Genomic DNA, 24,589 nt, shown 5'->3' on the forward strand with positions numbered 1-24,589 from the left:
GCAATGAAAGGGCCGTCTCGTGTGCAATTAACTGATGACTCGCCTTACATTCCGCGACACGGATGAAGATCGGACATCCCTCTCGACGCCGATGTCGGTGTGATCCGGATCACGGGCAACGGGTGTATGGCGGCAGGCGGCCCGCGGGCGCCGTCCGCCGCGTACCGTCGGCATACGCTGCGCCGGAGCACGGACAAGGACGAACCAGTGAGAGAACAAGGGACCGCCGCCTTGAAGGACGCACACCCTCTGCCGCAACGCACCCCGGTCCCGACCGACCACCCGGATCCCGTCCTGGACGTCGTCGTCCCCGTCTTCAACGAGGAGACGGACCTGGAGCCCGGCGTGCGGCGGCTGCACGCGCACCTCAGCGACACCTTTCCCTACGCGTTCCGGATCACCATCGCCGACAACGCCAGCACGGACGGCACCCCGGAGATCGCCGCCCGGCTCGCCGGTGAACTGCCCGAGGTCGAGGCGCTGCGGCTCGACGAGAAGGGACGCGGCCGGGCCCTGCGCACCGCCTGGTCCCGCTCGCAGGCCCCGGTGCTCGCGTACGTCGACGTCGACCTGTCCACGGAACTGGCCGCGCTGTTCCCGCTCGTCGCCCCGCTGATATCCGGGCACTCCGACATAGCCATCGGCACCCGCCTGGCCCGCGGCGCCCGCGTCGTCCGCGGCCCCAAACGGGAGATCACCTCCCGCTGCTACAACGCGCTCCTGCGCTCCACGCTCGCCGTGCGCTTCTCCGACGCGCAGTGCGGTTTCAAGGCGGTGCGGCGGGACGTGGCCGAGCGGCTGCTGCCCCTGGTGAAGGACTCGGGCTGGTTCTTCGACACCGAACTGCTGGTCATCGCCGAGCGGGCGGGCCTGCGCATCCACGAGGTGCCGGTCGACTGGGTGGACGACCCCGACAGCCGCGTCGACATCGTCGCCACGGCACTGGCCGACCTGCGCGGCATCGCCCGGATCGGCGCGGCGCTGGCGCGCGGCACCCTCCCCCCGGCCGAACTGCGGCGCAGCGAGGGCGACGAGCCGTCGGGCGGGCTGGTCATGCAACTGGTGCGCTTCGCCGCCGTGGGAGCGGTGAGCACCCTCGCCCACCTGCTGCTGTACACGTTGCTGCGTCCGGTGGTGGGAGCGCAGGCCGCCAACGCGCTCGCGCTGCTGATCTGCGCCATCGGCAACACGGCCGCCAACCGCCGCCTCACCTTCGGCATCCGCGGCCCCGGCGGGGTGCTGCGCCACCAGGCCAGAGGGCTGGCGGTGTTCCTGCTCGGCCTGACGCTCACCAGCGGCTCGCTCGCCGTACTGCACGTCACGGCGCCGTCGGCCGGGCCGCGCGTCGAACTCGCCGTGCTGATCGCCGCGAACCTGACGGCGACGCTGCTGCGCTTCCTGCTCTTCCGGGCGTGGGTCTTCGGCACGCGCCCGCGCCGCCGGACCGGTTCCACGTCATCGTGACCTGGTCCTTGCGTCCTCCGGTGCGACGGCCCGTCGTCAGGCCGCCGACGTGACCGGCTCCTCGGCCCAGATGGTCTTGCCGCGGTCCTCCGACCGCGTCCCCCAGCGGTGCGCGAACTGGGAGACCAGCAACAGTCCGCGACCGCCCTCGTCGGTCGTGCGGGCGTGCCGCAGGTACGGCGCGGCGCTGCTGCCGTCGGAGACCTCGACGCTCAGCGTCCGGTCGCGGATCAGACGCAGCTGCACCGGGGGCTCGGCGTACCGGATGGCGTTGGTGACGAGCTCGCTGACGATCAGCTCGGTGGCGAAGAGTTCGTCGTCCATGGCCCACGTGCTGAGCTGACGGGCGGTCAGCGAGCGGGCGGTGGCCACGGCCGCCGGGTCGGCGGGCAGCACCCAGGTGGCGACGCGCGCGGGATCGATCGGCCGGGTGCGGGCCACCAGGACCGCCGCGTCGTGCGGCGGATCCGGGGGAACCAGCGCCTCCGTGAGCCTGAGGCACAGGTCTTGCGGGGAGTCGCAGGACTCGGACAGCGCTCGCGCCAGCTCGCGGTGGCGGGCCTCGTCGTCGAGGCCCTGCAACAGCCCCGGGGTGAAGAGGACCAGCTGAGTCCCCTCACGCACCCGCAGGGTGGTCTTCGCGAACGCCGGTCCTGGCCGGCCGAGAGCCGGACCGGCCGGGACGTCCGGGAAGGACACGGTGCCGGCCGCGTCCACCACCGCCAGCCCCGGGGCGCCCGCCGCGGCCGCCGTGCACCGGCAAGTGACGGGGTCGTAGACGAGATAGAGACAGCTGGTGCCGACGGGGCTGTGGGTCGTCGGGCCGGCGGTCTCGGCGTCCATCTGACGCACCAGATCCTCCAGGCGGGCCATGACCTCGTCGGGCGCCAGATCGAGGGCGGCCAGGGTGGTCACGGCCGTCCGCAGCCGCCCCATCGTGGCGGCGGTCCGCACACCGCGCCCCGGGGCACTGCCCGCGACGAGCGCCACGCGCGCCCCGGGCAGCGCGATGACGTCGGTCCAGTCGCCGCCCGCCCCCGAGTGCACCCAGTGGTGTGCCGCCTGCACGGCGTCGGCGGCGGGCAGGCTGTGGGGCAGCAGACCCCGCTGCAGCGACAGCACCGCGTTGCGTTCGCGCACATAGCGGCGCGCGTTGTCCAGGGCCACGGCGGCGCGGGCGGCGAGGTCCTTGGCCAGGGTGAGGTCGTCGTCCTGGAACGCCCCGCGGTCGGTCCACCGGTACAGGGACACGAGGCCCAGCGCACCGTCGCGCACCAGCAGCGGCACCACCATCAGCGAGTGGATCCACTTCTGCCGCGACCGCCCGCCACAGGCCACGTCACCGCTCATCCACGGGCTGTCCGCGTCGACCACGGGCACCAGGCGCGGCCTGCGGTCGGTGAGGACCGCGGCGGCCGGCGCGGTGGCGGGGTAGCTGCCGACCTCACCGATCCCGTACGCGCCCGCGCCGGGGTCGGCGGACAGCGACCGGGCGGCGGCGCGCCGCAGCTCCCAGCCGGCCCGGCCCGGCCCCTCCGGCACCTCGTCGCCGGCCAGCACCGGCTCCAGCAGGTCCACGGTCACGCAGTCGGCCAGCCGCGGCACCACCACGTCGGCCAGCTCGCCCGCGGTGTGCAGCACGTCCAGGGTGGTGCCGATGCGGGCACCCGCCTCGGCGGCCATCGCCAGCCGCTGCTGGGCGCGGTGGCGTTCGGTGACGTCGACCACCACGTCGGCCACGCCGAGCACGCGCCCGTCGTCGTCCTCCAGCCGGAACGCGGACGCCGAGTAGACGTGCTCGCGGCCGGGGTCACCGGGCGGACGGCCGCGCTTCTCGAAGGAGAGGACCGGCCGGCCGGTCTTCAGCACCTGCCTCATCACCCGCTCGGCCATCTCGGCGCTGAAGTCGGGCCACGCCTCGGTGGGCCGCAGCCCGATGCCGTCGGACGCCAGGATGCCCTGCATGCCCTCCGCCGCGGCGTTGTACCGCCGCAGGCGCAGGTGCGGGTCCAGGACGAACAGGCCGACCGGGGAGCGCGTGAACAACGCCTGCACCAGCGCCCGGTCGACGGCGGCGGCCAGCTCCTCCTCGGCGGGGACCAGCCCGATCCTCCAGCGCAGCACCGTCTCCGCCGCGGGTTCGGCGTTCACGCGCACCCGGCAGCCGATGTGGTGGCCGTCCCGGTGCCGCAGCACGACGTCCGCGGTCCGCCGGTCCACCGTGGCGTCCGTGACCACCAGGTCCTTGGCCGACCGGCCGAGGACCTCCTGCGCGGAATGGCCCAGCAGGTCCTCGGCGGCGGCGTTCCACGCCACCACGATGCCTTCGCCGTCGACGACGAAGGACGCCCTGTCCGCCTCGCCGCGCCCGGCTCCCGCCGCCCCGCGGCCGCTGTCTGCCCCATCATTCATGATCATCGACCGTTTCTCCCGCCGGCCCTGTACGGTCGTCCCTCCCAGTCTGACCGCGACGGCCCCGGTCGGCACTCCGCCCGGCCCGGGTGACGCCGAGTCGCGCACCGACGGGGTGGTCGGCCGCCGGTCGTCGCTCGGCGTCGCCGCGCGGTCCGGGGCCTGTCAGCGGTGCTCCGGGTTTTCGTAGTCGCGGCGACAGCCGGCGTCCCAGGCCGTGCGCTGGTTGCCGTAGGCCGGGATGCCGCCGGCGTCCTTCAGCAGGCGGGCCAGGTGCAGCAGGTTCCAGGTCATGAAGGTGGTGTTGCGGTTGGTGAAGTCGTTCTCCGGGCCGCCCGAACCGGGGTCCAGGTAGGAGGGCCCGGGGCCGGCCTCGCCGATCCAGCCGGCGTCGGCCTGCGGCGGGACGGTGTACCCGAGGTGCTGGAGGCTGTAGAGCACGTTCATGGCGCAGTGCTTGACGCCGTCCTCGTTCCCGGTGATCAGGCAGCCGCCGACGCGCCCGTAGTAGGCGTACTGTCCCGCGTCGTTGAGGAGGCTGGAGCAGGCGTAGAGGCGTTCGATCACCTGCTTGGTGACGGAGCTGTTGTCGCCGAGCCAGATCGGCCCGGCCAGCACCAGGATGTCCGCCGCCATGACCTTCTCGTACAGCGCCGGCCAGGCGTCGCTGCGCCAGCCGTGCTCGGTCATGTCGGGCCACACTCCGGTGGCGATGTCGTGGTCGACGGCGCGCACGACGTCGACCCGGACGCCCTGGGACTCCATGATGCGCGCGCTGCGGTCGATGAGCCCCTGGGTGTTGCTGCGCTCCGGTGACCGCTTCAGCGTGCAGTTGAAGACGAGGGCACGCAGGTCGTCGTAGCGCGCGGGCGGGGCGTCGGTGGTCGGTGCCTGGTCGGTCACGGGCTCTCCGGGGGTACGTGCCACCGTGCCCTCACGGCGGCTCAACGCCCCCATCGTCCTGACGCGGCGTCCCCACCCCGCCGACCGCGCCACCGCCGCTCCCCGGCAACCACCCCGACAGCCGAACGTCCCACGGGGACGGGACCCGGGACGGCGCGGCGACCTTTCGGGAACCCACCGCTCACGCCCGTCGAGGACGACCGCCCCGGTGGGTCAGAGATGACGCTTGGCGGCCCTGACGAGCGCGCCGATCTCCTCACGCGTACGCACTCTGCGCTCGTCGAGATCTTCCCTGCTCGCGGTCCTGGACAGCGCCGTGACGTCGGCCGGAACGGCCTCCGCGGCCTGGGTCAGCGCCTCGTCGTCGGTCAGCATCTGCACGCGGAACAGGGCTTCCTGGGCCTTGGAGCGCAGATCATAGGCGCGGACTCGCACCCCGTCGGGGTCCTCCGGCGGCGGCTGCTCGTGCGCGCAGAACCAGAGGTGCACCAGGCAGCGCCGGTACTCGACCAGCGCGCCGGCGTAGGCGGAGTACGCGTCGAGCCGTTCCTGACGCAGCTTCTCGCGGCGGGTGAACCGGTGGCTCCGGTCGGTGGTGCGCTGCTGGAACGCCAGGGTCAGCCCCGAGCCGAGCAGGGTGCCCAGGACGGCTATGGCACTCGCGACGATGGACTCCACACCCCCAGCTGACCACGAACGGCCCGACTCGGGCAGCCGTATCCGTACTCGGGCCAAGCTGAGTACCGGCGCCCTGTTCGGCCACGGCGCGATCCGGGACGCTCGACGTATGGAACGACGACTGCCACGAACTGCTTCCGACCTGCTGACGGGACTCGCCCTGGCCGGGCTGACGGCCGCGGCATGGGCTGCCTGGCTGGGCTGGGACCAGCATCGTGACGTGCGCGGCGACGGCACGACGACCGGACCGTACGAGGCGTGGCAGGTGATCGGGCTCGTGCTGACCCTGCTGCCGCCGGTGTACTGGGCGGCGTCCCGGCGCCACGCCCTCGCCGCCGTGCTGGGCGTCCCGCTCGGCCTGACCGCCTGCGCCTTCCTCGACTGGTCGGACGACGCCAGCGGCCTGTTCATGGTCGGCGTGACGATGGTCCTGGTGGGCAGCCTCGCCGTCACCGCCGCCGTCACCGCCCTGATCACCTACGGGAAACGGGCCGGCCGCCCCAGGGGGACCGCCGGAGGCACACCCGCCGGCGGCCGCTGACGCGGGGGTGGCGAGCGGCGAGCGGTCGCCGTCCCCGGCCGCCGCACGGACCTAGGCGCCCTTGGGCGCCGCCTGCTGGACCACCTCGAAGGACCACAGGGTCGAGCCGGAGGCCGCGGGCCTGGGACGGTCCCCGCCCTCCTCGCCCCCGGCGCCCTGGTGGGCCGCCTTCATGGGCCCTTCCATCCAGGCCTGGAAGGACTCCTCGTCCCGCCACCGGGTGTAGACCAGGTAGTTGTCGGTGCCGTCGACGGGGCGCAGGAGCTCGAACCACTCGAAACCGTCGGAGCTCTCCACGGCGTGGGCGCGCGAGGCGAACCGCTTCTCCAGAACCTCCCGCTGCTCGGCGGGCACGGTCAGCACATTGATCTTGACTACGCTCATGCCTCCATCCTGCCCGGTGCCCCGGCGAGAGGACGTCCACGACCCCCAGGAGGTCGGGCGCCACGTCGTACGCGCGGAACGCCGCGGGTGTGCCCCGGGCCAACCGCAGGGAACGACGGGAGAGCCCGCAAGGGATTCGTGGGCGGTTCCCTAGGGGATCAACGGGTCCGGTCCGTAAGGGATGTCACAGCTCGGCCGCAAAGCCGGGCCCGGAACCCGGGGCCCGGCCCACCGCTCTCCGAGACCAGGTACGTTCGATGACGTGGCTGGATTCAGGATCGGACGCGGCGGCCGGAACGACCGCGCCCCGCACACGCGACCGCAACACCCCCCGCACGGACAGCAGGCGCCGCAGGGGCCGTCGTACGGCTACCCGCAGGCCCCGCAGCCGCACCCGTACCCCGGGCAGCGGAGCTACGGGAACGCGCCCTGGCCGCAGACGAACGGCGGTTACGGCGGTCCCGGCGGCGGCGAGCCGGAGTACTTCGGCGACGACGGCGCGTACCACCAGGGCGGGCCGGACCCGTACGCCGCGAACAACCCGGGGCACACCCAGGCCTTCTCGGTCGGCGAGGACCCGTACAGCCAGGGCGGCACCTACCATGCCGGTGCGGCCCCGGCCGCCCCGGTCGGCCCGCGGCTGCACGGGAAGGCCCTGCTGCGCGGCATCGTGCTCGAGCCCCAGCAGACGTTCCTGCAGATGCGCGACTACACGATGTGGGGCCCGGCCCTCATCGTGACCTTCCTCTACGGCCTGATCGCGGTCTTCGGCTTCGACGGCGCCCGCGAGGACGCGATCAACGCCACCCTCTCCAACGCCATCCCGATCGTCCTGACGACGGCCGTCGCGATGGTGCTCAGCGCGTTCGTCCTGGGCGTGGTCACCCATACCCTGGCCCGTCAGCTCGGCGGCAACGGCGCGTGGCAGCCCACCGTCGGCCTCTCCATGCTGATCATGTCCATCACGGACGCGCCCCGGCTGCTCGTCGCGACGTTCCTGGGCGGCGACGCCCCCTTCGTCCAGATCCTCGGCTGGGCGACCTGGGTCGCGGGCGGCGCGCTGCTGACGCTGATGGTGTCGAAGTCGCACGACCTGCCGTGGCCGAAGGCGCTGGGCGCGTCGGCGATCCAGCTGATCGCGCTGCTGTCGATCGTGAAGCTGGGCACGGTGTAGCACTTCGCCGGGCGCCTGCACGGCCGGGCCGCCGACCGCACGAAAGCCGCACGGCCATCCGGCCGACGCACGAAAAGGGCCCCCGGTGTCACCGCCGGGGGCCTTACGTCACCGCGGGGCGGCGACTCACGCGTCGAGCACCTGCCCGGCCCGCCTCACGACGGGCGGCTCCACGGACCACGGGAAGTTGATCCACTCGTCGGTGCGCTTCCAGACGTACTCGCACCGCACGAGGGAGTGGGACTTCTCATAGATGACGGCGGAGCGCACCTCGGCGACGGCGTCGAGGCAGAAGTCGCGCACGAGCTTGAGCGTCTTGCCGGTGTCGGCGACGTCGTCGGCGATCAGGACCTTCTTGTCGGAGAAGTCGACGACGTTGGGGACGGGAGCGAGCATGACCGGCATCTCGAGGGTCGTGCCCACACCCGTGTAGAACTCCACGTTCACCAGGTGGATGTTCTTGCAGTCGAGCGCGTAGGCGAGCCCGCCGGCGACGAAGACGCCGCCGCGGGCGATGCTGAGCACGACATCGGGCTCGTACCCGTCGTCGGCCACGGCCTGCGCGAGCTCACGGACGGCGACGCCGAACTGCTCGTAGCTGAGGTTCTCTCGTACGGAACTCATATTTCTGTCACTCACGTCACTTGTCACACGCCAGTCGCGCGGCTCGGAACGGGCCAGACCTCAGACCTGCGTCCGGTGGAAATTGAGGAAGGACCGGGAGGCGGTGGGCCCGCGCTGTCCCTGGTACCGCGACCCGTACCGCTCGCTCCCGTACGGGAACTCGGCGGGCGAGCTCAGCCGGAACATGCACAGCTGGCCGATCTTCATGCCGGGCCAGAGCTTGATGGGGAGCGTCGCCAGGTTCGACAGCTCCAGGGTCACGTGCCCGGAGAACCCGGGGTCGATGAACCCGGCGGTCGAGTGGGTGACGAGCCCGAGCCGTCCGAGCGAGCTCTTGCCCTCCAGACGGGAGGCGAGGTCGTCGGGCAGGGTGATGACCTCGTACGTCGAGGCGAGCACGAACTCACCGGGGTGCAGGATGAACGGTTCGTCGCCCTCGGGCTCGACCAGGCGCGTCAGGTCGGCCTGCTCGATGGAGGGGTCGATGTGCGGGTACCGGTGGTTCTCGAACACCCGGAAGTACCGGTCCAGCCGCACGTCGATGCTCGACGGCTGCACCATGGATTCGTCATAGGGATCGATCCGTACCCGTCCGGCGTCGATCTCGGCCCGGATGTCCTTGTCTGAGAGAAGCACGCCCCGAGGATACGCAAGGCGCGCCGAGCCACCACAATCGCGACGACTCCACGCGCCCACGGCGAACCCGCTTGTTTCTGTTTCTCTACCGCTTCTGCAGACTCACCGGCACGACGCTGCGCAAGCGCGCGCATCGCGGGCAGCGCAGAAGCCGACCGGGGCCGAGGCGCTCGGCCTGCTGCATCGGGAACGAAGCGGTGCTGAACACGTGCCCATCGGCACATCGGACGACGGTGCGCTCCATCAAGTCCTGAAGTCCCTTCCCCAAAGAGCCGCGTCTGGCTGATGCCCTGACGAGGAAGGCCACATTACGGGATCAATGGGACGCCCCTCCAGGCGGCACTCCGACCCCGCCCAGCCCCTGTCCCGAGCCTCCACCGTACGCCCCAACTCCCTTCCCCCGCAGCCGCATCCACGCCCCGAACGACAGCGGGCCCCGCGGTGGAAACACCGGGGGCCTGTGATGAGGTACAGTAAGCGAGCGTTCGGACACCGATCTCGGTCGGCGTCTTACGCGGGTGTAGTTTAATGGTAGAACATCAGCTTCCCAAGCTGAGAGCGCGAGTTCGATTCTCGTCACCCGCTCCATGCGAAACCCCCAGGTCACAGACCCGGGGGTTCTTTGTTGTCTAGACCACGGGGCGGCTGGCGCACCACAACCGCACCATGAGCCCTCGGCTGGCTTCCGGCCCCGGGACGAGGTTCATCCGCACGCACCCCTGAGCCGACCCTGAGACATCCCCCATGCCTCCCCCATCTGTCCCCCATCCACCCCGGATATGTGTCAGGAATCTTTGACAGGTGTCCGCGGGTCCTGTCAGCCTTTTCTGACAGGGACGACGGAAAGGGGCCGCGATGCCCGAGGTCCCGCCTCCGGCACCGACGGGCGACGAGTTGCTGAAGGTGCTCTCCGCACTCGGCAATCCGCACCGCATGCGGATCGTCGCGGCGCTGCTGGAGTGCCGGAACTACGTCAGCGCGCTGGCTCGCGAGATCGGCATGAGCCGCCCGCTGCTGCACATGCACCTCCAGCGACTGGAGGCGGCGGGTCTGGTCGTCGGCACGCTCGAACTCGCGGAGGACGGCAAGGCGATGAAGTACTTCGATGTCACGCCGTTCTTCTACGAGTTGACACCCGGCGTCATCGCCCGTGCGGCCGCCACGCTCACCGAGGCCGAGAAGACCGAGGCCGAGAAAGAGGAAGCGAAGTGAATGAGGAACAGGTGACGCTCGCCGACAGCGGCGACGTGGTGGGCGCTCTGGTCGGGGCCGTGGGCGCGGCCGGGCTCTTCACCCTGCTGATCGTGATCGTCTGGCAGGTGGCTGCCACCTGGCGGGCCCGGATGCTGGCCGCGCGCGAGCAGCAGTACAAGGACCTCGCGGCGAAGTACGCCCAGCTCCTGGAGGACACCGTGGAGTTGCAGCGCCGGATGGCCGACGAACAGCGCCAGACCCTCGACGAGCTGACGCAGACCCGGCTCTCGGTGTCCTCGATGGAGAAGATGATGCGCGAGATCGAATAGACGCCGGCGGCGTGCGTACGGCCGGGAGCGGCAACTCCCGGCCGTACCGAGGAAGAACACACCCCGGACACACCCACCCGTACATCACGGCAGGTCGTCACACCTGCAAGCGCCGTGGTGCGGGCCCCGTGCGCCCTGATGCCGGCCGATATACGGATCGGCGGCGCGCTCCCTACGTAAAGGAGACTACTCATGCGTGCGCTGCTCCAGCGCGTCGCCCGCGCGCCCGGCGGGCGACGCGGCAAGTGGCTGGTCCTGGCCGTCTGGCTGATCCTGGCCGTCGCCCTCGGCCCGTTGGCCGGCAAACTCGGCGACGTCGAGGAAAGCGGCCCCAACGCCTTCCTTCCACGCGGCGCCGAGTCCGCGCGGGTCAACACGGAGCTGGAGGAGTTCCGTACGGACACGGTGATGCCGGCCGTCGTCGTCTACACCGGCGACGGCGCGAAGGCTCAGTCGAAGGCCACCGCCGACCGTGCCGCCTTCACGCGGTACGTCCCCGCAGGCCAGGAGGTCTCACAGCCGATCCCGTCCGAGGACGGCAAGGCCCTGATGACGATCGTCCCGCTGGACATCGAGGACGAGCTCACCGACAAGGTCGACGAACTGCGTGACGTGGCCGGCGCCAACGCGCCGCCCGGCGTGGACGTCGAGGTCGGCGGCCCGGCCGGGTCCCTCACCGACTCGGTGGCGGTATTCGACGGCCTCGACACGACGCTGCTGCTGGCCACGGGCGTGGTGGTGGCGATCCTGCTGCTGCTCACCTACCGCAGCCCGGTCCTGTGGCTGCTGCCGTTGATCTCGGTGGGCTTCGCGGCCGTCCTCACCCAAGCCACCACCTACCTGCTGGCCAAGCACGCCGGACTGCCCGTCGACCCGCAGAGCGCAGGCGTCCTCATGGTCCTCGTCTTCGGCGTCGGAACCGACTACGCCCTGCTCCTCATCGCCCGCTACCGCGAGGAACTGCACCGCCACGAGGACCGCCACGAGGCGATGCGGATCGCGCTGCACCGCTCCGGCCCGGCGATCCTGGCCTCCGCCGCCACCATCGCCGTCGGCCTGTCCTGCCTGGCGTTCGCCGACATCAACTCCTCCCGCTCGCTGGGCCTGGTGGGCGCGGTGGGCGTGGTCTGCGGCTTCCTTGCGATGGTCACGGTGCTTCCCGCGCTGCTGGTCGTCGTGGGCCGCTGGGTGTTCTGGCCGTTCGTCCCGCACGACGGCACGCCTGCCCGCAAGCCGCGCACGATCTGGTCCCGTGTCGGGGCCACCGTCGCCCGGCGCCCCCGCTGGTCGTGGCTGATGTCGGTCGCCGTCACCGGCGTGCTCGCGCTCAGTGCGGTCGGCATCAACATGGGCCTGACGCAGGCGGAGATGTTCCAGGACAAGCCCGAGTCGGTCGTGGCCCAGGAGAGGATCTCGGCGCACTACCCGTCGGGCGCCGCCGACCCGGCGGACATCATCACCCCTGCCGACCGGACCGTCGTGGTGAGGGCAGCCGCGTCAGCGGTGGACGGGGTGGCCCGTGTCGAGGACGACACCGACCGCACGCCGAACGGCGAACTGACCGCTCTCACCGTGGTGTTGGAGGACGCACCCGACAGCCAGGCGGCCAAGGACACGATCGACGACCTCCGCGAGGCCGTGCACCCGATGGACGCCCTTGTCGGCGGCACCACCGCCGAAACCCTCGACACCCAGCGGGCCGCCGACCGCGACCTGACGACGGTCGTCCCGATCGTGCTCCTCGTCGTCCTGGCCGTCCTGATCCTCCTGCTACGAGCCCTGGTCGCCCCGTTCCTGCTCCTGGCCACGGTCGTGCTGTCGTACTTCGCAGCCCTCGGCGCCTCGAACCTGATCTTCGAGCACGTCCTGGACTTCGCGGGCGTCGACTGGTCGATCCCGCTGATGGGCTTCGTCTTCCTGGTCGCCCTCGGCATCGACTACAACATCTTCCTCATGCACCGCGTGCGGGAAGAGACCGGAAGGCTGGGTCACGAGCGCGGTGTCCTGGAGGGTCTGACCAGCACCGGGGGCGTCATCACCTCAGCCGGCATCGTCCTGGCCGCGACCTTCGCGATCTTCGCGGGGCTGCCCCTGGTGACAATGGCCCAGATGGGCGTCCTCGTCGGCATCGGCGTCCTCCTGGACACCTTCCTCGTCCGTACGGTCCTGGTGCCCGCCCTCGCCCTGGACCTGGGCCGCTGGTTCTGGTGGCCGGGGAGCCTCTTCCGCGTGCTGCCCCGCACCGCACGAGACACACCCGGAAGCACCGCTGCCACGACACCGGACCGGGCCCACGAGGTGGCGTAAGCCCGCTGGTGCCCCTTCCACGGGAACGCGACGCCGAGTCACCCGCTGCTCTCACAGCGACGACTCGGCGTCGTCGGCTTTTCTCTCCTCCCCTTGCGGTATCACCACCGACTGCCCCTGCGTGCACGCAGCGCGGACGCGTCGCCAACCGACTCCCGCCGCTCCTTGCGGTGGGGGTCGGAGGGACCCGGGGTGACGATCAGCGGGCCGCCGAGTGCGAGCTGAGCAGTTCGGCCCCGTTGTAGACGGCGATGACGGAACCGGGGAGGCGGAGCCCCACGCTGTCGCCCATCGCGGGGACGACCCTGCCGTGCAGGGCCATGCCGAGGGGCACGCCCGAAGCGCCCGGGGCCAGTCCGGTCACGGCCGCGCTGTAGCCACTGGGCCATGGATCGCCCCGGCGCGGGATGCGACGGGTGCGGGCGGCTCGGTCGTCATCGGTTCACGAATGTCACAGTGCTGTCCGGTTTGTTTTTGTCCGGCTCTTACGCTGCACATTTAGTGATCACCGTCCTATTCAGGATACTGAGCCCGGCAGGTGGCGGAGTAAGGGAGTTGACCCTGATGCACAACCAGGACGAGGCCTCATCGGAGGTCGGCGACGCACGGCTGGTCGCCGGCAGATACCGACTGCTCTCCGTGCTCGGCGAGGGCGGTATGGGCACCGTGTGGCGGGCCCGCGACCAAGTGCTCCACCGCGACGTCGCGGTCAAGGAGGTACGCGCCTCCATCGAGCTGCCCGCCGAACGCAGCAAGCAGATGCATGTCCGGCTGGAGCGGGAGGCGTGGGCGGCAGCACGGGTCAACGCCCGTGGAGTCGTGACCGTCTACGACGTGGTGAACTTCGACGACCGGCCGTGGATCGTCATGGAACTCGTCCGCGGTCGCTCCCTCGCCGACGCCATCACCGCCGAGGGCGCCCTGGCGCCCAGGGAGGTCGCGCGCATCGGCGTCGAGGTGCTCGCGGCTCTGCGCGCGGCCCACAGCGCCGGCGTACTGCACCGCGACGTGAAGCCGGCCAACGTGCTGCTGGCCGATGAAGGCCGCGTCGTGCTCACCGACTTCGGCATAGCCAGCGTGGAGGGCAGCACCGCGCTCACGATGACGGGTGAGGTCGTCGGATCACCCGAATACCTCGCCCCCGAGAGGGCGTTGGGCCAAACGCCGGGCACCGCTTCCGATCTCTGGTCGCTCGGGGCGCTCCTCTACACGGCCGTACAGGGCCGTTCGCCGTTCCGTCGGACGAGCGCCCTGTCGACGCTGCGCGCTGTCGTGGACGACGAGCTTCCGCCGCCGCACCGGGCCGGGCCGCTGACGGCGGTCATCGAGGGTCTCATGCGCAAGGATCCCGAGGAGCGGATGGGGCCTGAGGGGGCCATGGTGGAACTCTCCCGAGCTGCGCAGGCGTTGGCCGCGGCGCCCGAGGCGCAGGCCGCCGCCTCGGCGGTGACTGCGGCTTCGGCGACAGGCGGCATCACGGCCGCGGTCACCGCGGCCGTCACGGCCGCGGCGGAGACCTCGACCGACGAGACCGTGGCGGCGACCGCCGCGACAGAGGTGCCCGAGGCCGCGCCCGCGCCGCTGGGCACGTTCGGGCCTCCTCCGAACAGGGCGGCCTTCGGACCCAGCGTGGCCGCACCGGCCGCCGCGGCCGGCATCGCCCATGACACCGATTCCGCGTCCGCCTCTGCCTCGCGCAGGCGTCGTAGGGCTTATCTGGTGTGGGCGGCGGCGATCGTCCTGGTCGTGTCCGGCACAGGCCTCGGCTACACGTTCATGAGTCGGGATGACGACAAGGCCGCCAAGGATGCCGACACGACCAGCGCCGGCAGCGCGTCCCAGCCGGTGTCGGTTGCCGTCACCGGAAAGGCCACCACGTTCGACGGCAGTTGCCCGGGCGGAGACGGTCAGGCGCCCTGGTTCACCGCGACGTTCACGACAGACCGGGCGCCGGTGCAGTTCTCGTACCGGTGGGTGTCCGACAACGGTGCGGTGGTCGACCGGGAGTGGCGGACTCTGTCGTTCCGTGAGGGTGATCCGACAAGCAAGACGGAGACGGTGCGGCTGTCGACGTGGGCGCAGGAGGGAACCTTGAAGAGCGCGATGGCCGTGGAGATCAAGTCGCCGTTCGGCACGAAGTCCAACTCTGTGCCGTTCAGTATCACTTGCCGACCAAATGGTGAGTGACACAGCGCCATGTCGGTCATAATTGGACCAATCTGTCTCCCTAAGGAGTTTCCGTGCTGTCGGTCATCGTGGGACGCACCGGTCCATTCACCGGTCAGAGCGTGGTCCTCGGAGAGGCTCCGCTGACGTTCGGCCGCAAGAGCGACAACGACGTCATTATCGTCAGCGTCAGCGCCTCCCGCTTCCACGCAGAGATCGTCGCCGAGAACGGCATGTACGTGCTGCACGACCGCGGTAGCAGAAACGGCACCTTCGTCAACGAACAGCGCGTCGAGCGACATGAGTTGACCCCCGGCGACACCATACGCATCGGCGACGAGACGTTCCTGTTCGAAACTCAGGAAGCCGTCGAGACGGTCATGGACCTCTCCCAGATGGACCTGCCGCGCGCCAATGCGGTCGTGGACCCGGGAGTGCTCCGTGTCACGGTGACCGGCGGTGGCCCCGTCGGCCTCGCCTTCGCGCTGCTGCTGGAGGAAGCACTGACCGGACGAGTCGCGATCACCGTGTACGACGGCCGGTGGGTCCGCGACGGCACCTCGGTGATCTGGAAGGACGCCGCCCAGGGCAACGTCCGCCGCCAGCAGGTCGTCACCGTCCAGAGTCGGCAGTACCTGGCACTGACACAAGAGATGCAGACGGCGATGTTCGGCGACAGCAGTCACTTCGCCGAGATGTGGCCGCTGGGACCCGACTCCGTGGACGGACGACCGCCCCGCAACATACGCATCGCTTACATCGAGGACCAGCTCCTCGAACTGGCCAACCGCAAACCGGCCATCCGGCTGGTACCCAAGCGCTTCGACCCCACGGAGCAGGGACAACTCATCGCCCGCGACCACGTCCTGGTCATCAGCGAAGGCGGCCGCTCCCGCACCCGCGAACACTTCGCCGACCGTTTCGGCATGGCCGACGCCTCCATCTACTCACTTGACGGCGAGCATCTCCAGGACGTCGTACTCGGCCTCAAGGTCAAGTCCCGCCTGTCGGACCCGATGAGCGTGCTGCTGACCGTGGCACAAAATCGGTTCCTGCTCAACTCGCTGCGCGGTGAGGGCTTTTTGAACATGCGCCTCACCCGCGAGGAGGCCCGCAACGTCATCGGCATTGACCCGGTACGGCAGGTCTTCGAGGAGTGCATCGCGGCCCGGCCGTGCCTGATGAGCCGCCACGAGGACAACGAATTCGCCTGCCCGACCCACGGCACGCTGTTCCTCCCGGCGCTACTGCGCAGCTCACCGCTGTGGAAGCGGATCCTGGAAGGGCTGCGGCTGTTCGACGTCCCCGAAGAAGACCTCAGCGCGATCACCTCGTTCCGCCTGGACATGGTGCAGCGACCGCGGTTCACGGCCCAGCTCACCCGCCCGACCGCGGACCACCCGGGAACGTACGGTTTCCTCCTGGGGGATGCGGCCAACGCCATCCACTTCTGGCCCGGACGCGGCCTCAACAGCGGCCTCGCCTCAGCCGTCTCCCTCGCCCGCTCCCTCAGCCGGGTCTGGCGCGGACGACCGCTGCGCGACGCCGACTTCATCCGACACGAGGCGGCCATGTCGATGCTCCAGTACCGGCACAAGAGCCGTGCCTGGAATGCCATGGTCACGACGGATGAACGGGGCGTGACTCGGGCGATCAAGGACATCATCGACGCCAGCATGGACGTCACGGCGAAGCCGGAGGCAGGCGGTGCCGCACAGCAGAAGCCTTCCGGTCCGGCTGCGGCACCAGCTTCGGTCTCGACCTCGGCGGGCGCCGACCTGGAGATCCTTCTGGACCGCATGCGGAGCATTCGCGAACGACTGGCATCCCGAATGCCGGGTCTGCCCGACGACAACGTACTCCGAGCCCACCTCTCCACATTGGCGCCCGCGACCCTGCGGACGCTCCAGGAGAGCGGCGCATGGGACACGCTGATCGTCGGTGGCGAGGAAGCCGACATCGACATCTTCTACCAGCAGGACGCCCCGGTCTTCGTCCCGACCTCTCCGAATCCTCCCCAGCCGCTCCCCGACCCCCGTACCTCGGTGCTCCTGGACCCGGCCTGACGGCCGGTTGCATCGGCCCCCTCTGATTCCCGCGTCGCCCGACGCGGGAGTTCGGGGGCCAGGCGGGACGATGGAACGCCGCAGGACCAGCGTGGCGCCAAACCAACGCTGCCCGGTCCTGGCGCACGCCATTGACCCGGGCTCCGCAGGGCGGCTTCGGCCAGACCGCACTCGCCAAGTACGCGGGACCTCCGGAACCCGCCAACAGCCCGGGGGTCTTGTCTCTGCCGGCGGGTTCCGGGCGCGCTGGTGCGTGGGGGCGTCCATGGGGTGTTTCGCGCGCGACCGCTTCCGGCCGAAGGAGATGCGCGGCCGTGGCCGCACCCTTCTCACCGACGCAGAGCAGTCCAACGCCCCCTCGCCCCGGTCTCGCTCGGGCAGTGCCCGGCCGACAACCTGATGCCGTAGCGATTCAGATCGGTTCCGGTTGGGGTTCCGGTTGCCGGGCTGGGGCGGGGCTCGGTTCCCACAGGGCGGTGGTCCGTACGTAGCCGTAGATCACTGAGGCCATCGCCAGCACGAGAAGCGGTCCGGACACCCAGGGATGCTGGGCCATCTCCAGCGGTAGATGGCGGTAGGACACCAAGAGCGCAGCGAAGACCGTCGCGCCGTAAGCGACCAGTCGGATGCCGGAACGGTCCCAGCCGCGGTCGTGTGCACGCAGAGCTGCCTCGATCGTGAGCGTGAAGACCACGCCGGCTATGAGATCCGCGCCGTAGTGGTAGCCGAACCCCAGCGTTGCGGTGAGCGTGGCGATCAGCCAGAACGTGCCTGCGTAGCGCAGAATCCGTGGGCCCTTGCGGGAATGGATGAAGATCGCGGTTGCCCACGCCGTGTGCAGACTGGGCATGCAGTTCCTTGGGGTGATCTCGTCGAACGGCATGTGCTGCGGCGCAGTGATCGGCGGCGGCGTATGCGGCCACAGGTCGGCCACCGCCCAGCGCGCGCTGGAAGGAATGTCCTCCGCCCAAAGGCTGACCGCCGCCCAGTGATCGGTGCCGGTGCCGTAGGCGAAGACCGGTCCGACCACCGGGTAGATCATGTAGAAGGCCGGCCCGAGGAGGCCTATCACCAGAAAGGTGCGCACCAGGTGGTGGCGCGGGAAGCGGCGCTCGACCGCCACGTTGCGCAGTTGGTAGAGCGCGGCTATGACCGCGGCCACCGCGAGCTGGCCGTAGACGGTGTCGAGAAAATTGAAGCCGATGGGGCCGGTGGCCGTGACGATCCGGCCCACCAGCCACGACGGGTCGCCCAGCGCATGATCGGCGGTTGCCACGTACTGGTCGAGCACCGCTGGGCGGGTCTTCGAGGTGATGAGCAGCCAGGTGTCGCCTGTCTTGCGGCCGGCCACCAGCAGCAGGCCCAGCCCGACGCCCTTCAGCAGCAGGACACGTTCCCGGCCGGTGCGGCGAGTGACAGCGACGACCGCACAGCCGAGCATCACCCACAACGCGCCATTGCCGAAGGGGTGGCCGTCGGTCACCTTGTAGTCGATCGCCCACCGGACCGCCAGGAACGCGACATCGACGCCGATCGCCGCAGCCGCCGCGATGAATCGTTGCCGCCAGGTGAGTACCACCATCATCAACGCCATAGCGGCGTACAACAGACCGCCCGACTTGGGGGCGAATATCACCTCCCGTGCCTGGTTGGTGATCGGCCCTGGCAGGCCGTAGCGACGCGCGGCGAATTCCAGCGCAATGAGGAATCCGAGGGCCACGACACCCGCTACGGCCCAGAATCTCGCCCGTGGTTGGCGCCACACGGAGAACGCGGTTCTCGGGTCCATCGGTGGAAAGTCCTGCGGTGGTATGTATCTCAATTTTTGACTGCTTTGCTCGATGTTGGACGTGGCAGGGCTGGTTCGCTCGTCACCGCTAGACGGAAAGGTCACGGCCCGGGTTCCGTCGGCGTATCCGCACAGCCCGCTCCGCCGGTGACAGCCCGACTGATGCTGATCTTCGCCCTGTTGGTCGCCCACAGGTCACTGAGGCAGCCGTCAGTCAATTCATCGGGCGTCGTTCCGGGCCACGTCCGTGGAAATCCGCCCCGCCACAGCGGTGACGTCAAGGGATTCGTTCGGCGGACGTACGAAGACCGCTATGGGCCGGCAGCGGCAGGGAGTACAAGGCCGTCCCCTAAGGAGCATCGGCCTCGTGGCGCCCACTGCCGGGGCAGGACCGGTCGAGGTGTGCGCAGGTGCGATGCGGTCGCTTCGCCCGCGCATGCGATCAGTCTCCCAACGTCCCGAGACACCTCATGCCCCCTTGATCCGCCCCCGCACGCCACCCGTGCCCTCGGTGTGCCCTTCAGGGCGGACAACCACAGTCGACAGCGGTGCCACCAGGCCTCACGCCGAGCGAAGCACAGCGAATCTACGCAGGTCAATAGCCGTGTGGTCGCGCAAGCGCGGCGCTTCCCGAGCTGAGAGCGCGGGTTCGGTTCTCGTCACCCGCTCGATGGAGAAGGCCCAGGTCAGAGACCTGGGCCCTGGTGTTGTCCGTGGTGATCGGTCGCCGCGTGCCAGATTCGTGCCAGAACGCTCCTCGGGCTTCGGCTTCGTGGCGTCGGCCGCGAGCCTTCCTGACCATGGCGTCGAGGCTCGCGGCGACCTAGTCTAGTGCCGCGTCAGGCAACGTTCCTCACCATCACTCCGACGACGAGCGGCAAGAGGATGCCTGAGCGGGCGGACAGGGTGTGATCGTCCGGGTCGACGACGTCCCTGGCGCCTCAGCAGCCCGGCCGCGCCGGATCGAAGACCCGCCGGGCCCGCGGGCGCTCCGCCGCCGTCGCGGGCGGGGACGTCAGAACACGCCCTTGTACGCCTGCCACCCCGAGCCGATCTTCGTGCGGGGTCCGAACGACCCCGAGCCGTTCCCGTTGTTGCGCCACAGGTTGCCGGAGGTGTCGCGGGAGACGATGTCCGCCTTGCCGTCGCCGGTGATGTCGCCGACGCCCACGACGACGTTGTACGACGAGCCCCAGCCGGAGGCCAGCTTCACGCGGGACTTGAAGCTGCCGGAGCCGTTGCCGTCGTAGCGCCAGAGAGCGTTGGAGCGGTCCTGGGCCAGGAGGTCACCGCGGCCGTCACCGTTGAAGTCCCCGACACCCACGATCTTCTTGTAGCCCGACCAGTTCGCCGCGATCCGGACCCGTGCAGACAGCTTCCCCGTGCTCGTGCCCTTGTAGAGGAACAACTCTCCCGTCGACGCCTTGCGTGCGATCAGATCGGGACGCCCGTCACCCGTGATGTCCCCGGGTGAGGTCAGCACGTTGTACTGGTTCCAGCCGGTGCCCAGCGAGGTGCGCGGAGTGCTCGTGAGGAAGGCCTGCCCGCGCATGGTCCGGTACGCCCGCAGTTCGCCGCTGCTGAACCGGACGAGGATGTCGCTGCGGCGGTCGCCGTTGACGTCGCCGAACGGGACGAGTGTCACGGAGGAGGGCCAGCCCGAGGCCGAGATGCTCTTGCCGAAAGCGCCCGTCCCGTTGCCCGGCCGGTAGCTGATGACGCCGGACGAGGTGAGGGTCAGCGCGTCGCCGATCCCGTCGGGCGCCCAGGTGGCGCTGTTGATGAAGTCATGGCGTACGGCGGCTCCGGTGGACACCCTCACCGTCTGCGACACCGTCAGCGCCGGTCCTGAACCGTCGGCGGGCCGAGCCGTCAGTTTGAAGGCGTACGTGCCGTTGGGTACGAGTGCGCCCTTGCTGTCGCGCGTGTCCCACCGTGCGGTCAGGGTGCCGTCCACCTCGCCGCCGGAGTACGTACGGACGACGGCGCCGGTGGCCTTGCTGGTGAGAGTGGCCGTCCAGGAGGCGGCGGGCTTGGAGAGCAGTCCGCGCCACTGCCACCACGGGTTGCCGGCCGCGCTGCTCTCCCACGCGTTGTCGGTCGCCTCGGACTCGACGACGGAGAGCCGCTGGGCGGCGACCCCGCTCGGGACGAGGTGGATCCGCTCGTCCGCGTCCACATAGGCCGCGGGACCGCCGAACTTGTCCACGGTCCAGGTCACCCCGCGCAGGCTGGAGCTGCCTGCCGCGAGGTCGCCGATCGTGCGGGTGGTCGCGGTGCCGTCGGAGAAGGCGGTGAGGAGGAGCGCTCCGGCCGAGGTGTCGTGCCGGACGAGGTAGCCGTCACCGAGCAGCGCCTGGCCGGACGGAACGGGGATGTTCGTCTTGGCCGTACGGTCCCAGACGCCGGCCGTCGCGGTCGGGCCGCAGGACCAGTAGATCCAGCGACCCACCACCTGAAGCTCCTTGGGGACGCACGGGGCGCCGGTGCTGACGGTGTCGGTGACGTTGCCGGTCTTCAGGTCCTTCGCGGTGACGACACCGGTGCCGGAACCCGGTGTCCACAGGCTGGTCCCCCAGACGGAGGCGGCCGTGACGGAGCGGGTGACGACGGGCCGCAGGTCTCTGTGGACGCCGAGGTCGCCGACGTACTGCTTGGCAGGGGAGGAACCGTTGACGATCGCGTAGCGGCCGGTGACGTCGAGGACGGTTCCGGAGGCCGAGGGCAGGTAGAAGAAACCGGCCTCGTCGTTCTCGTCGAGGGACTGGACGTACGAGCCGACGGGGTCGGGTGTGGCGGTGAACGTCACCGCACGGCCGTCCCCGGTGGCGTACGGGCCCACCCGCAAGCCGTCCCAGTACCACCTCCGCTGGGTCGGCGCGCTCGGCGTTCCGTCGGCGGCGATCCGCCGGGTGTAGTAGGCGGCCATGAAGCTGCTGTCGGCCTCTTGGGTGGCCAGGGTGCCGTTCTGCAGCGACAGTCGGTCGATCTTCGCTGCCACCGGCGGTACAGCGGTCAGCTCCGTCAGCGTCGGAGTGTCCGCCCCGGTGTCGGTGACCCTGCGTACCGCCCAGTGCCCGGCGTCGGTGCCGCCGACGGCCAGCAGACTGCCGTCCGGTGCCGAGACGAGGGAACTGTTCGCGTGCCGGAGCAGGGTGAGCGGGCCACCGCCCGTGAGGGGGACGGCCATGAGCCGCTGGCCGGACATGTCGGCCAGGTTGTACGGGTCCGACGGCACGGAACGGGCCACCACCAGCCAGCGCCCGGCGATGCCCACGGACGGGGTGCCCTCCGTGCCGGGCAGCGTCACCGTCGTCCCGGCGGCGGAGAGGTCGGCGCGGTCCAGGACGTGCGCCGTCTTGAGGTCGGACCACCAGACCAGCCGGTCGGTGCTCAGCGCGACGCCCGTCGGGGCGACAGGTACGGCCACATCGCCGGTGACCCTCGCGGTGGCCAGGTCGACCAGCGCCAGGTGTCGCTCGCCGTTTCCCAGCGCGTAGCCGATCACGGCGGTGCCGCTGTCGCCGCCCAGAACCCTGAAGTCGGCCGTGATTCCGCTCGGCCAGCCGTCGACGAGGGTGCCGTCGGCGCGCGCGCCGTCGCCGTACAGCCACAGCACGCGGTTGCCGTCGGCGTCCCGGGCCTGGGTCAGCACATGGGTGCCGAAGGTGGCCGCGTACGCGCCGTGGGTGATGGCGACGTCCGTGGTGGTGCCGGCGGACAGGTCTCTGAGGACGACCTTCTGGGTGGGGGAGATGACATCGGCCACGACATCGGACGACGATCCCAGGTAGGCGGGGACCTCGAGTCGGGCCAGGTCGCCCAGTTCGGTCGTCGTACCGGTGTCGTACGACGTCCACAGGTAGCCGGAACGCCCCTCCTGGGCATGCAGGTAGCCACGGGGGCCGGCACTGTGGATCCGGTCCCCGCGCGGTATGTAGCGGTCCGCCTGGAAGACCTTCTCCGCCGTGAGGGCGGTGCTCGCGACACCGTTGTCCGCGTCGGCTGTGACGGCGAGCGGGCCGGGACCGGCGGTCACGGTGAGGAATGCCAGCGCGGCGACGACGCCGCGGGCGGTGGTACGACGGGCCATCGTCGCCTCCTGGGCTTCTCAGCAGAACGGTGCGCGACGGGACGGCCGACGGCCTATCAGGCACGCGTCGACGGTGCCGCGAAAATGACCGGCTCCCCAACTGCCCCCGCACAGCGGCACGAGAGTAGCAGCAGGCCCAGGCCCATTTGGGCGTCGGGGAAGGAGATCGCGGAGTGGCCCGCAGTTCGGCCACCACGCGGGATCGTGGCTCAATTGCTCCCGGGTGCAGGCGCGTTCACAGCAGACCGTGAACACTGCCCTGCGCGAGGTGCCGGAGAACCGGCCGCGGGCCCTGGCGCTGACCCGGCTGCGGGCATCGGCAGGGGAGGGGCGGCGCCCGAGCGGGTTGAGAGCGTGTGTCCGGTGCGCCCTTCTCGCCGACGAAGAGCAAGCTCCGAGTACGAGGCAGGCCCCGAACCTTTCGCGGTCGGGGCCTGCCTCGTACTCTCACGACGCCGGATCAGAAGAGCGCCTTGTAGCCCTGCCATCCGGTGGCGATCTTCACCCGGGCGGAGAACGAGCCCCTGCCGTTGCCGCTGCTGCGCCACAGGTTGCCGGAGGTGTCCCGGGAGACGAGGTCCGCCTTCCCGTCACGGGTGATGTCCCCGACGCCGACGACGACGTTGTACGCCGTACCCCAGTTGTCGTACACCTTCACCCGGGCCACGAACTTCCCCGTCGCCGTGCCGTTGTAGCGCCACAGCTCGTTCGAGGCGTCCTGCGCGAGCAGATCCCCGTGGCCGTCGCCGTTCAGATCGCCGACCCCGACGATCTTCTTGTAGCCCTTCCAGTTGTCGTACAGCTTCACGCGCGCCGCCAGCTTCCCGTCGCTGGTGCCCTTGTGCAGGTACACCGCGCCGGTGGAGGAGTTACGGGTGATCAGGTCCGCCCGTCCGTCACCGGTGATGTCCCCCGGCGAGGTCAGCACGTTGTACTGGTTCCAGCCGGTGCCCAGAGACACGTACGGCGTCGACGGCGTGACCGCCTTCCCGCAGCCCGGCCGGTACGCCCGCAGGGAGCCGTCGGCCATCCGCACCAGCACGTCGTTGCACCGGTCGCCGTTCACGTCCCCGAACGGCACCGCCTTGATGGACGTCGACCAGCCCGAGCCGCTGGTCCTGCCCGAGAAGACCCCCGTACCGGAACCGTGCTGGAAGGAGAGCGTGCCGGTGGAGTTCAGCGTCAGCAGATCCCCGACGCCGTCCGGCACCGAACCGGCGCCTGCGTGGTCTCTGGGCGCCGCCGCGATGACGCGTGCGGAGGACTCGGCCGTCGTGCTCTGCCAGCCGCTCTTGCGGGCGGTCACGGCCACGGTCAGCTTCTTGCCGCGCAGCGCGGCGGGCACCAGGTACGTGGAGGCGGTGGCCCCCGAGATCACCTGGCCGTCGGCTTTCCACTGGTAGGTGTACGAGTCCGGGGTCGGCGTCCAGGATCCGGGCTTGGCGGTGAGCCGGGAGCCGACCAGGGCGGTGCCGGTGACGGTCGGGGCGGCGGTGTTCTTCAGTGGGGCCGGGGTGACGGTGAAGGTGCCACGCAGGTGTTGCCAGCCGTTGTGGGTGATGACGCTGAGATACCACTCGCCCGGGGCGAGTCCCGTCAGGTCCAGAACGGCCGTCAGGGACTTCCGGTCGGCGGCCACCGAGGTGGTGGTGGACTCGAGCGTCCTGCCGGACAGGCTGATCCGTACCTTGTCGTCCTCGTGCAGAGCGGTGCCCGTCACGGTCACCGTGGCCGTGGTGCCGCTGACGCCGCTGGTCGGGGTGACCGTGCCCACGCTGACCTGCTCGGTCCCGCACAGCGAGGACGTACAGACGAGTTGTGCCTTGTAG

At 70.4% G+C, this 24,589-nt stretch carries 18 protein-coding genes, 1 tRNA gene and 1 pseudogene; 10 read left to right on the forward strand and 10 right to left on the reverse strand.

Annotated elements, in window-relative coordinates; genetic code table 11:
• Positions 1 to 231: 231 nt before the first annotated feature.
• Positions 232 to 1,464 carry a glycosyltransferase gene (locus IPT68_RS19250; RefSeq protein ID WP_228039763.1) on the forward strand — a complete coding sequence of 411 codons (1,233 nt, stop codon included), beginning with the start codon at positions 232 to 234 and terminating at the stop codon, positions 1,462 to 1,464.
• Positions 1,465 to 1,500: 36 nt separating this feature from the next.
• On the opposite strand, the gene IPT68_RS19255 is transcribed toward IPT68_RS19250, so the two are convergent.
• From IPT68_RS19255 to IPT68_RS19265, 3 genes are all read right to left on the reverse strand, one after another.
• Entirely contained in the window at positions 1,501 to 3,876 is a 2,376-nt protein-coding gene (locus tag IPT68_RS19255; protein WP_189695847.1) for a SpoIIE family protein phosphatase, read from the reverse strand.
• A 165-nt stretch (positions 3,877 to 4,041) separates the two neighbouring features.
• Positions 4,042 to 4,779, reverse strand: a complete 738-nt coding sequence (locus tag IPT68_RS19260; RefSeq protein ID WP_228039764.1) for a flavodoxin family protein — start codon at positions 4,777 to 4,779, stop codon at positions 4,042 to 4,044.
• A gap of 213 nt (positions 4,780 to 4,992) precedes the next feature.
• Positions 4,993 to 5,457 carry a hypothetical protein gene (locus tag IPT68_RS19265; RefSeq protein WP_189695845.1) on the reverse strand — a complete coding sequence of 155 codons (465 nt, stop codon included), beginning with the start codon at positions 5,455 to 5,457 and terminating at the stop codon, positions 4,993 to 4,995.
• A gap of 109 nt (positions 5,458 to 5,566) precedes the next feature.
• On the opposite strand from IPT68_RS19265, the gene IPT68_RS19270 reads away from it, so the two are divergent.
• A complete protein-coding gene (locus IPT68_RS19270) occupies positions 5,567 to 5,998 on the forward strand; it encodes a hypothetical protein (protein WP_189695844.1) in 432 nt (143 codons plus the stop codon).
• A gap of 51 nt (positions 5,999 to 6,049) precedes the next feature.
• Here the strand turns inward: IPT68_RS19270 and IPT68_RS19275 are convergent, their stop codons facing one another.
• A complete protein-coding gene (locus IPT68_RS19275; RefSeq protein ID WP_189695843.1) occupies positions 6,050 to 6,382 on the reverse strand; it encodes an antibiotic biosynthesis monooxygenase family protein in 333 nt (110 codons plus the stop codon).
• A gap of 181 nt (positions 6,383 to 6,563) precedes the next feature.
• Here IPT68_RS19275 and IPT68_RS19280 point away from each other — a divergent pair, with 181 nt between their 5' ends.
• Complete coding sequence (locus tag IPT68_RS19280; RefSeq protein WP_189695842.1) at positions 6,564 to 7,556, forward strand: Yip1 family protein; 993 nt, start codon at positions 6,564 to 6,566, stop codon at positions 7,554 to 7,556.
• Between the two features lie 126 nt (positions 7,557 to 7,682).
• On the opposite strand, the gene IPT68_RS19285 is transcribed toward IPT68_RS19280, so the two are convergent.
• Together IPT68_RS19285 and dcd are read right to left on the reverse strand one after the other, a co-directional pair.
• The gene (locus tag IPT68_RS19285; protein ID WP_189695841.1) at positions 7,683 to 8,180 is read right to left on the reverse strand and encodes a phosphoribosyltransferase; all 498 of its coding nucleotides are present in this window, start codon (positions 8,178 to 8,180) and stop codon (positions 7,683 to 7,685) included.
• Positions 8,181 to 8,240: 60 nt separating this feature from the next.
• Positions 8,241 to 8,816 carry a dCTP deaminase gene (dcd, locus tag IPT68_RS19290; RefSeq protein ID WP_079305965.1) on the reverse strand — a complete coding sequence of 192 codons (576 nt, stop codon included), beginning with the start codon at positions 8,814 to 8,816 and terminating at the stop codon, positions 8,241 to 8,243.
• Positions 8,817 to 9,330: 514 nt separating this feature from the next.
• Between dcd and IPT68_RS19295 the strand changes: the two genes are divergently transcribed.
• From IPT68_RS19295 to IPT68_RS19310, 4 genes are all read left to right on the forward strand, one after another.
• Positions 9,331 to 9,404, forward strand: a tRNA-Gly gene (locus tag IPT68_RS19295).
• Between the two features lie 267 nt (positions 9,405 to 9,671).
• Positions 9,672 to 10,028 carry an ArsR/SmtB family transcription factor gene (locus tag IPT68_RS19300; protein WP_189695840.1) on the forward strand — a complete coding sequence of 119 codons (357 nt, stop codon included), beginning with the start codon at positions 9,672 to 9,674 and terminating at the stop codon, positions 10,026 to 10,028.
• Positions 10,025 to 10,339, forward strand: a complete 315-nt coding sequence (locus IPT68_RS19305) for a hypothetical protein (RefSeq protein WP_189695839.1) — start codon at positions 10,025 to 10,027, stop codon at positions 10,337 to 10,339. The genes IPT68_RS19300 and IPT68_RS19305 overlap by 4 nt, the downstream gene beginning before the upstream one ends.
• Before the next feature lie 192 nt (positions 10,340 to 10,531).
• Complete coding sequence (locus tag IPT68_RS19310) at positions 10,532 to 12,646, forward strand: MMPL family transporter (protein WP_189695838.1); 2,115 nt, start codon at positions 10,532 to 10,534, stop codon at positions 12,644 to 12,646.
• A 199-nt stretch (positions 12,647 to 12,845) separates the two neighbouring features.
• On the opposite strand, the gene IPT68_RS19315 is transcribed toward IPT68_RS19310, so the two are convergent.
• The gene (locus IPT68_RS19315; protein ID WP_228039765.1) at positions 12,846 to 13,010 is read right to left on the reverse strand and encodes a hypothetical protein; all 165 of its coding nucleotides are present in this window, start codon (positions 13,008 to 13,010) and stop codon (positions 12,846 to 12,848) included.
• A 200-nt stretch (positions 13,011 to 13,210) separates the two neighbouring features.
• Here IPT68_RS19315 and IPT68_RS19320 point away from each other — a divergent pair, with 200 nt between their 5' ends.
• Positions 13,211 to 14,833, forward strand: a complete 1,623-nt coding sequence (locus tag IPT68_RS19320) for a serine/threonine-protein kinase (RefSeq protein WP_189696178.1) — start codon at positions 13,211 to 13,213, stop codon at positions 14,831 to 14,833.
• A 53-nt stretch (positions 14,834 to 14,886) separates the two neighbouring features.
• On the forward strand, positions 14,887 to 16,878 hold the full coding sequence (locus IPT68_RS19325) for an FHA domain-containing protein (RefSeq protein WP_189695837.1): 1,992 nt from the start codon (positions 14,887 to 14,889) through the stop codon (positions 16,876 to 16,878).
• 412 nt (positions 16,879 to 17,290) lie between these two features.
• Here the strand turns inward: IPT68_RS19325 and IPT68_RS19330 are convergent, their stop codons facing one another.
• Together IPT68_RS19330 and IPT68_RS19335 are read right to left on the reverse strand one after the other, a co-directional pair.
• Complete coding sequence (locus tag IPT68_RS19330) at positions 17,291 to 18,667, reverse strand: phosphatase PAP2 family protein (RefSeq protein ID WP_189695836.1); 1,377 nt, start codon at positions 18,665 to 18,667, stop codon at positions 17,291 to 17,293.
• 1,015 nt (positions 18,668 to 19,682) lie between these two features.
• On the reverse strand, positions 19,683 to 22,760 hold the full coding sequence (locus IPT68_RS19335) for an FG-GAP-like repeat-containing protein (protein ID WP_189695835.1): 3,078 nt from the start codon (positions 22,758 to 22,760) through the stop codon (positions 19,683 to 19,685).
• 238 nt (positions 22,761 to 22,998) lie between these two features.
• Here IPT68_RS19335 and IPT68_RS34840 point away from each other — a divergent pair.
• Positions 22,999 to 23,091: pseudogene (locus IPT68_RS34840) on the forward strand (type II toxin-antitoxin system VapB family antitoxin); the annotation flags it as partial.
• A 129-nt stretch (positions 23,092 to 23,220) separates the two neighbouring features.
• Here IPT68_RS34840 and IPT68_RS19340 read toward each other — a convergent pair.
• Positions 23,221 to 24,534: an FG-GAP-like repeat-containing protein gene (locus tag IPT68_RS19340; RefSeq protein ID WP_228039766.1), complete on the reverse strand. Its 1,314-nt coding sequence runs from the start codon at positions 24,532 to 24,534 to the stop codon at positions 23,221 to 23,223.
• Positions 24,535 to 24,589 lie beyond the last annotated feature (55 nt).

Origin of the sequence: Streptomyces chromofuscus, assembly GCF_015160875.1 — a bacterium.
GTDB lineage: Bacteria > Actinomycetota > Actinomycetes > Streptomycetales > Streptomycetaceae > Streptomyces > Streptomyces chromofuscus.

What these genes read in the sequence shown, in the direction of transcription:
- IPT68_RS19255 (WP_189695847.1), bottom strand. Translation starts at nt 3,876, where the DNA reads ATGAATGATGGGGCAGACAGCGGCCGCGGGGCGGCGGGAGCCGGGCGC.
- IPT68_RS19270 (WP_189695844.1), top strand. Translation starts at nt 5,567, where the DNA reads ATGGAACGACGACTGCCACGAACTGCTTCCGACCTGCTGACGGGACTC.
- IPT68_RS19275 (WP_189695843.1), bottom strand. Translation starts at nt 6,382, where the DNA reads ATGAGCGTAGTCAAGATCAATGTGCTGACCGTGCCCGCCGAGCAGCGG.
- IPT68_RS19280 (WP_189695842.1), top strand. Translation starts at nt 6,564, where the DNA reads ATGTCACAGCTCGGCCGCAAAGCCGGGCCCGGAACCCGGGGCCCGGCC.
- IPT68_RS19285 (WP_189695841.1), bottom strand. Translation starts at nt 8,180, where the DNA reads ATGAGTTCCGTACGAGAGAACCTCAGCTACGAGCAGTTCGGCGTCGCC.
- IPT68_RS19300 (WP_189695840.1), top strand. Translation starts at nt 9,672, where the DNA reads ATGCCCGAGGTCCCGCCTCCGGCACCGACGGGCGACGAGTTGCTGAAG.
- IPT68_RS19310 (WP_189695838.1), top strand. Translation starts at nt 10,532, where the DNA reads ATGCGTGCGCTGCTCCAGCGCGTCGCCCGCGCGCCCGGCGGGCGACGC.
- IPT68_RS19320 (WP_189696178.1), top strand. Translation starts at nt 13,211, where the DNA reads ATGCACAACCAGGACGAGGCCTCATCGGAGGTCGGCGACGCACGGCTG.
- IPT68_RS19330 (WP_189695836.1), bottom strand. Translation starts at nt 18,667, where the DNA reads ATGGACCCGAGAACCGCGTTCTCCGTGTGGCGCCAACCACGGGCGAGA.
- IPT68_RS19335 (WP_189695835.1), bottom strand. Translation starts at nt 22,760, where the DNA reads ATGGCCCGTCGTACCACCGCCCGCGGCGTCGTCGCCGCGCTGGCATTC.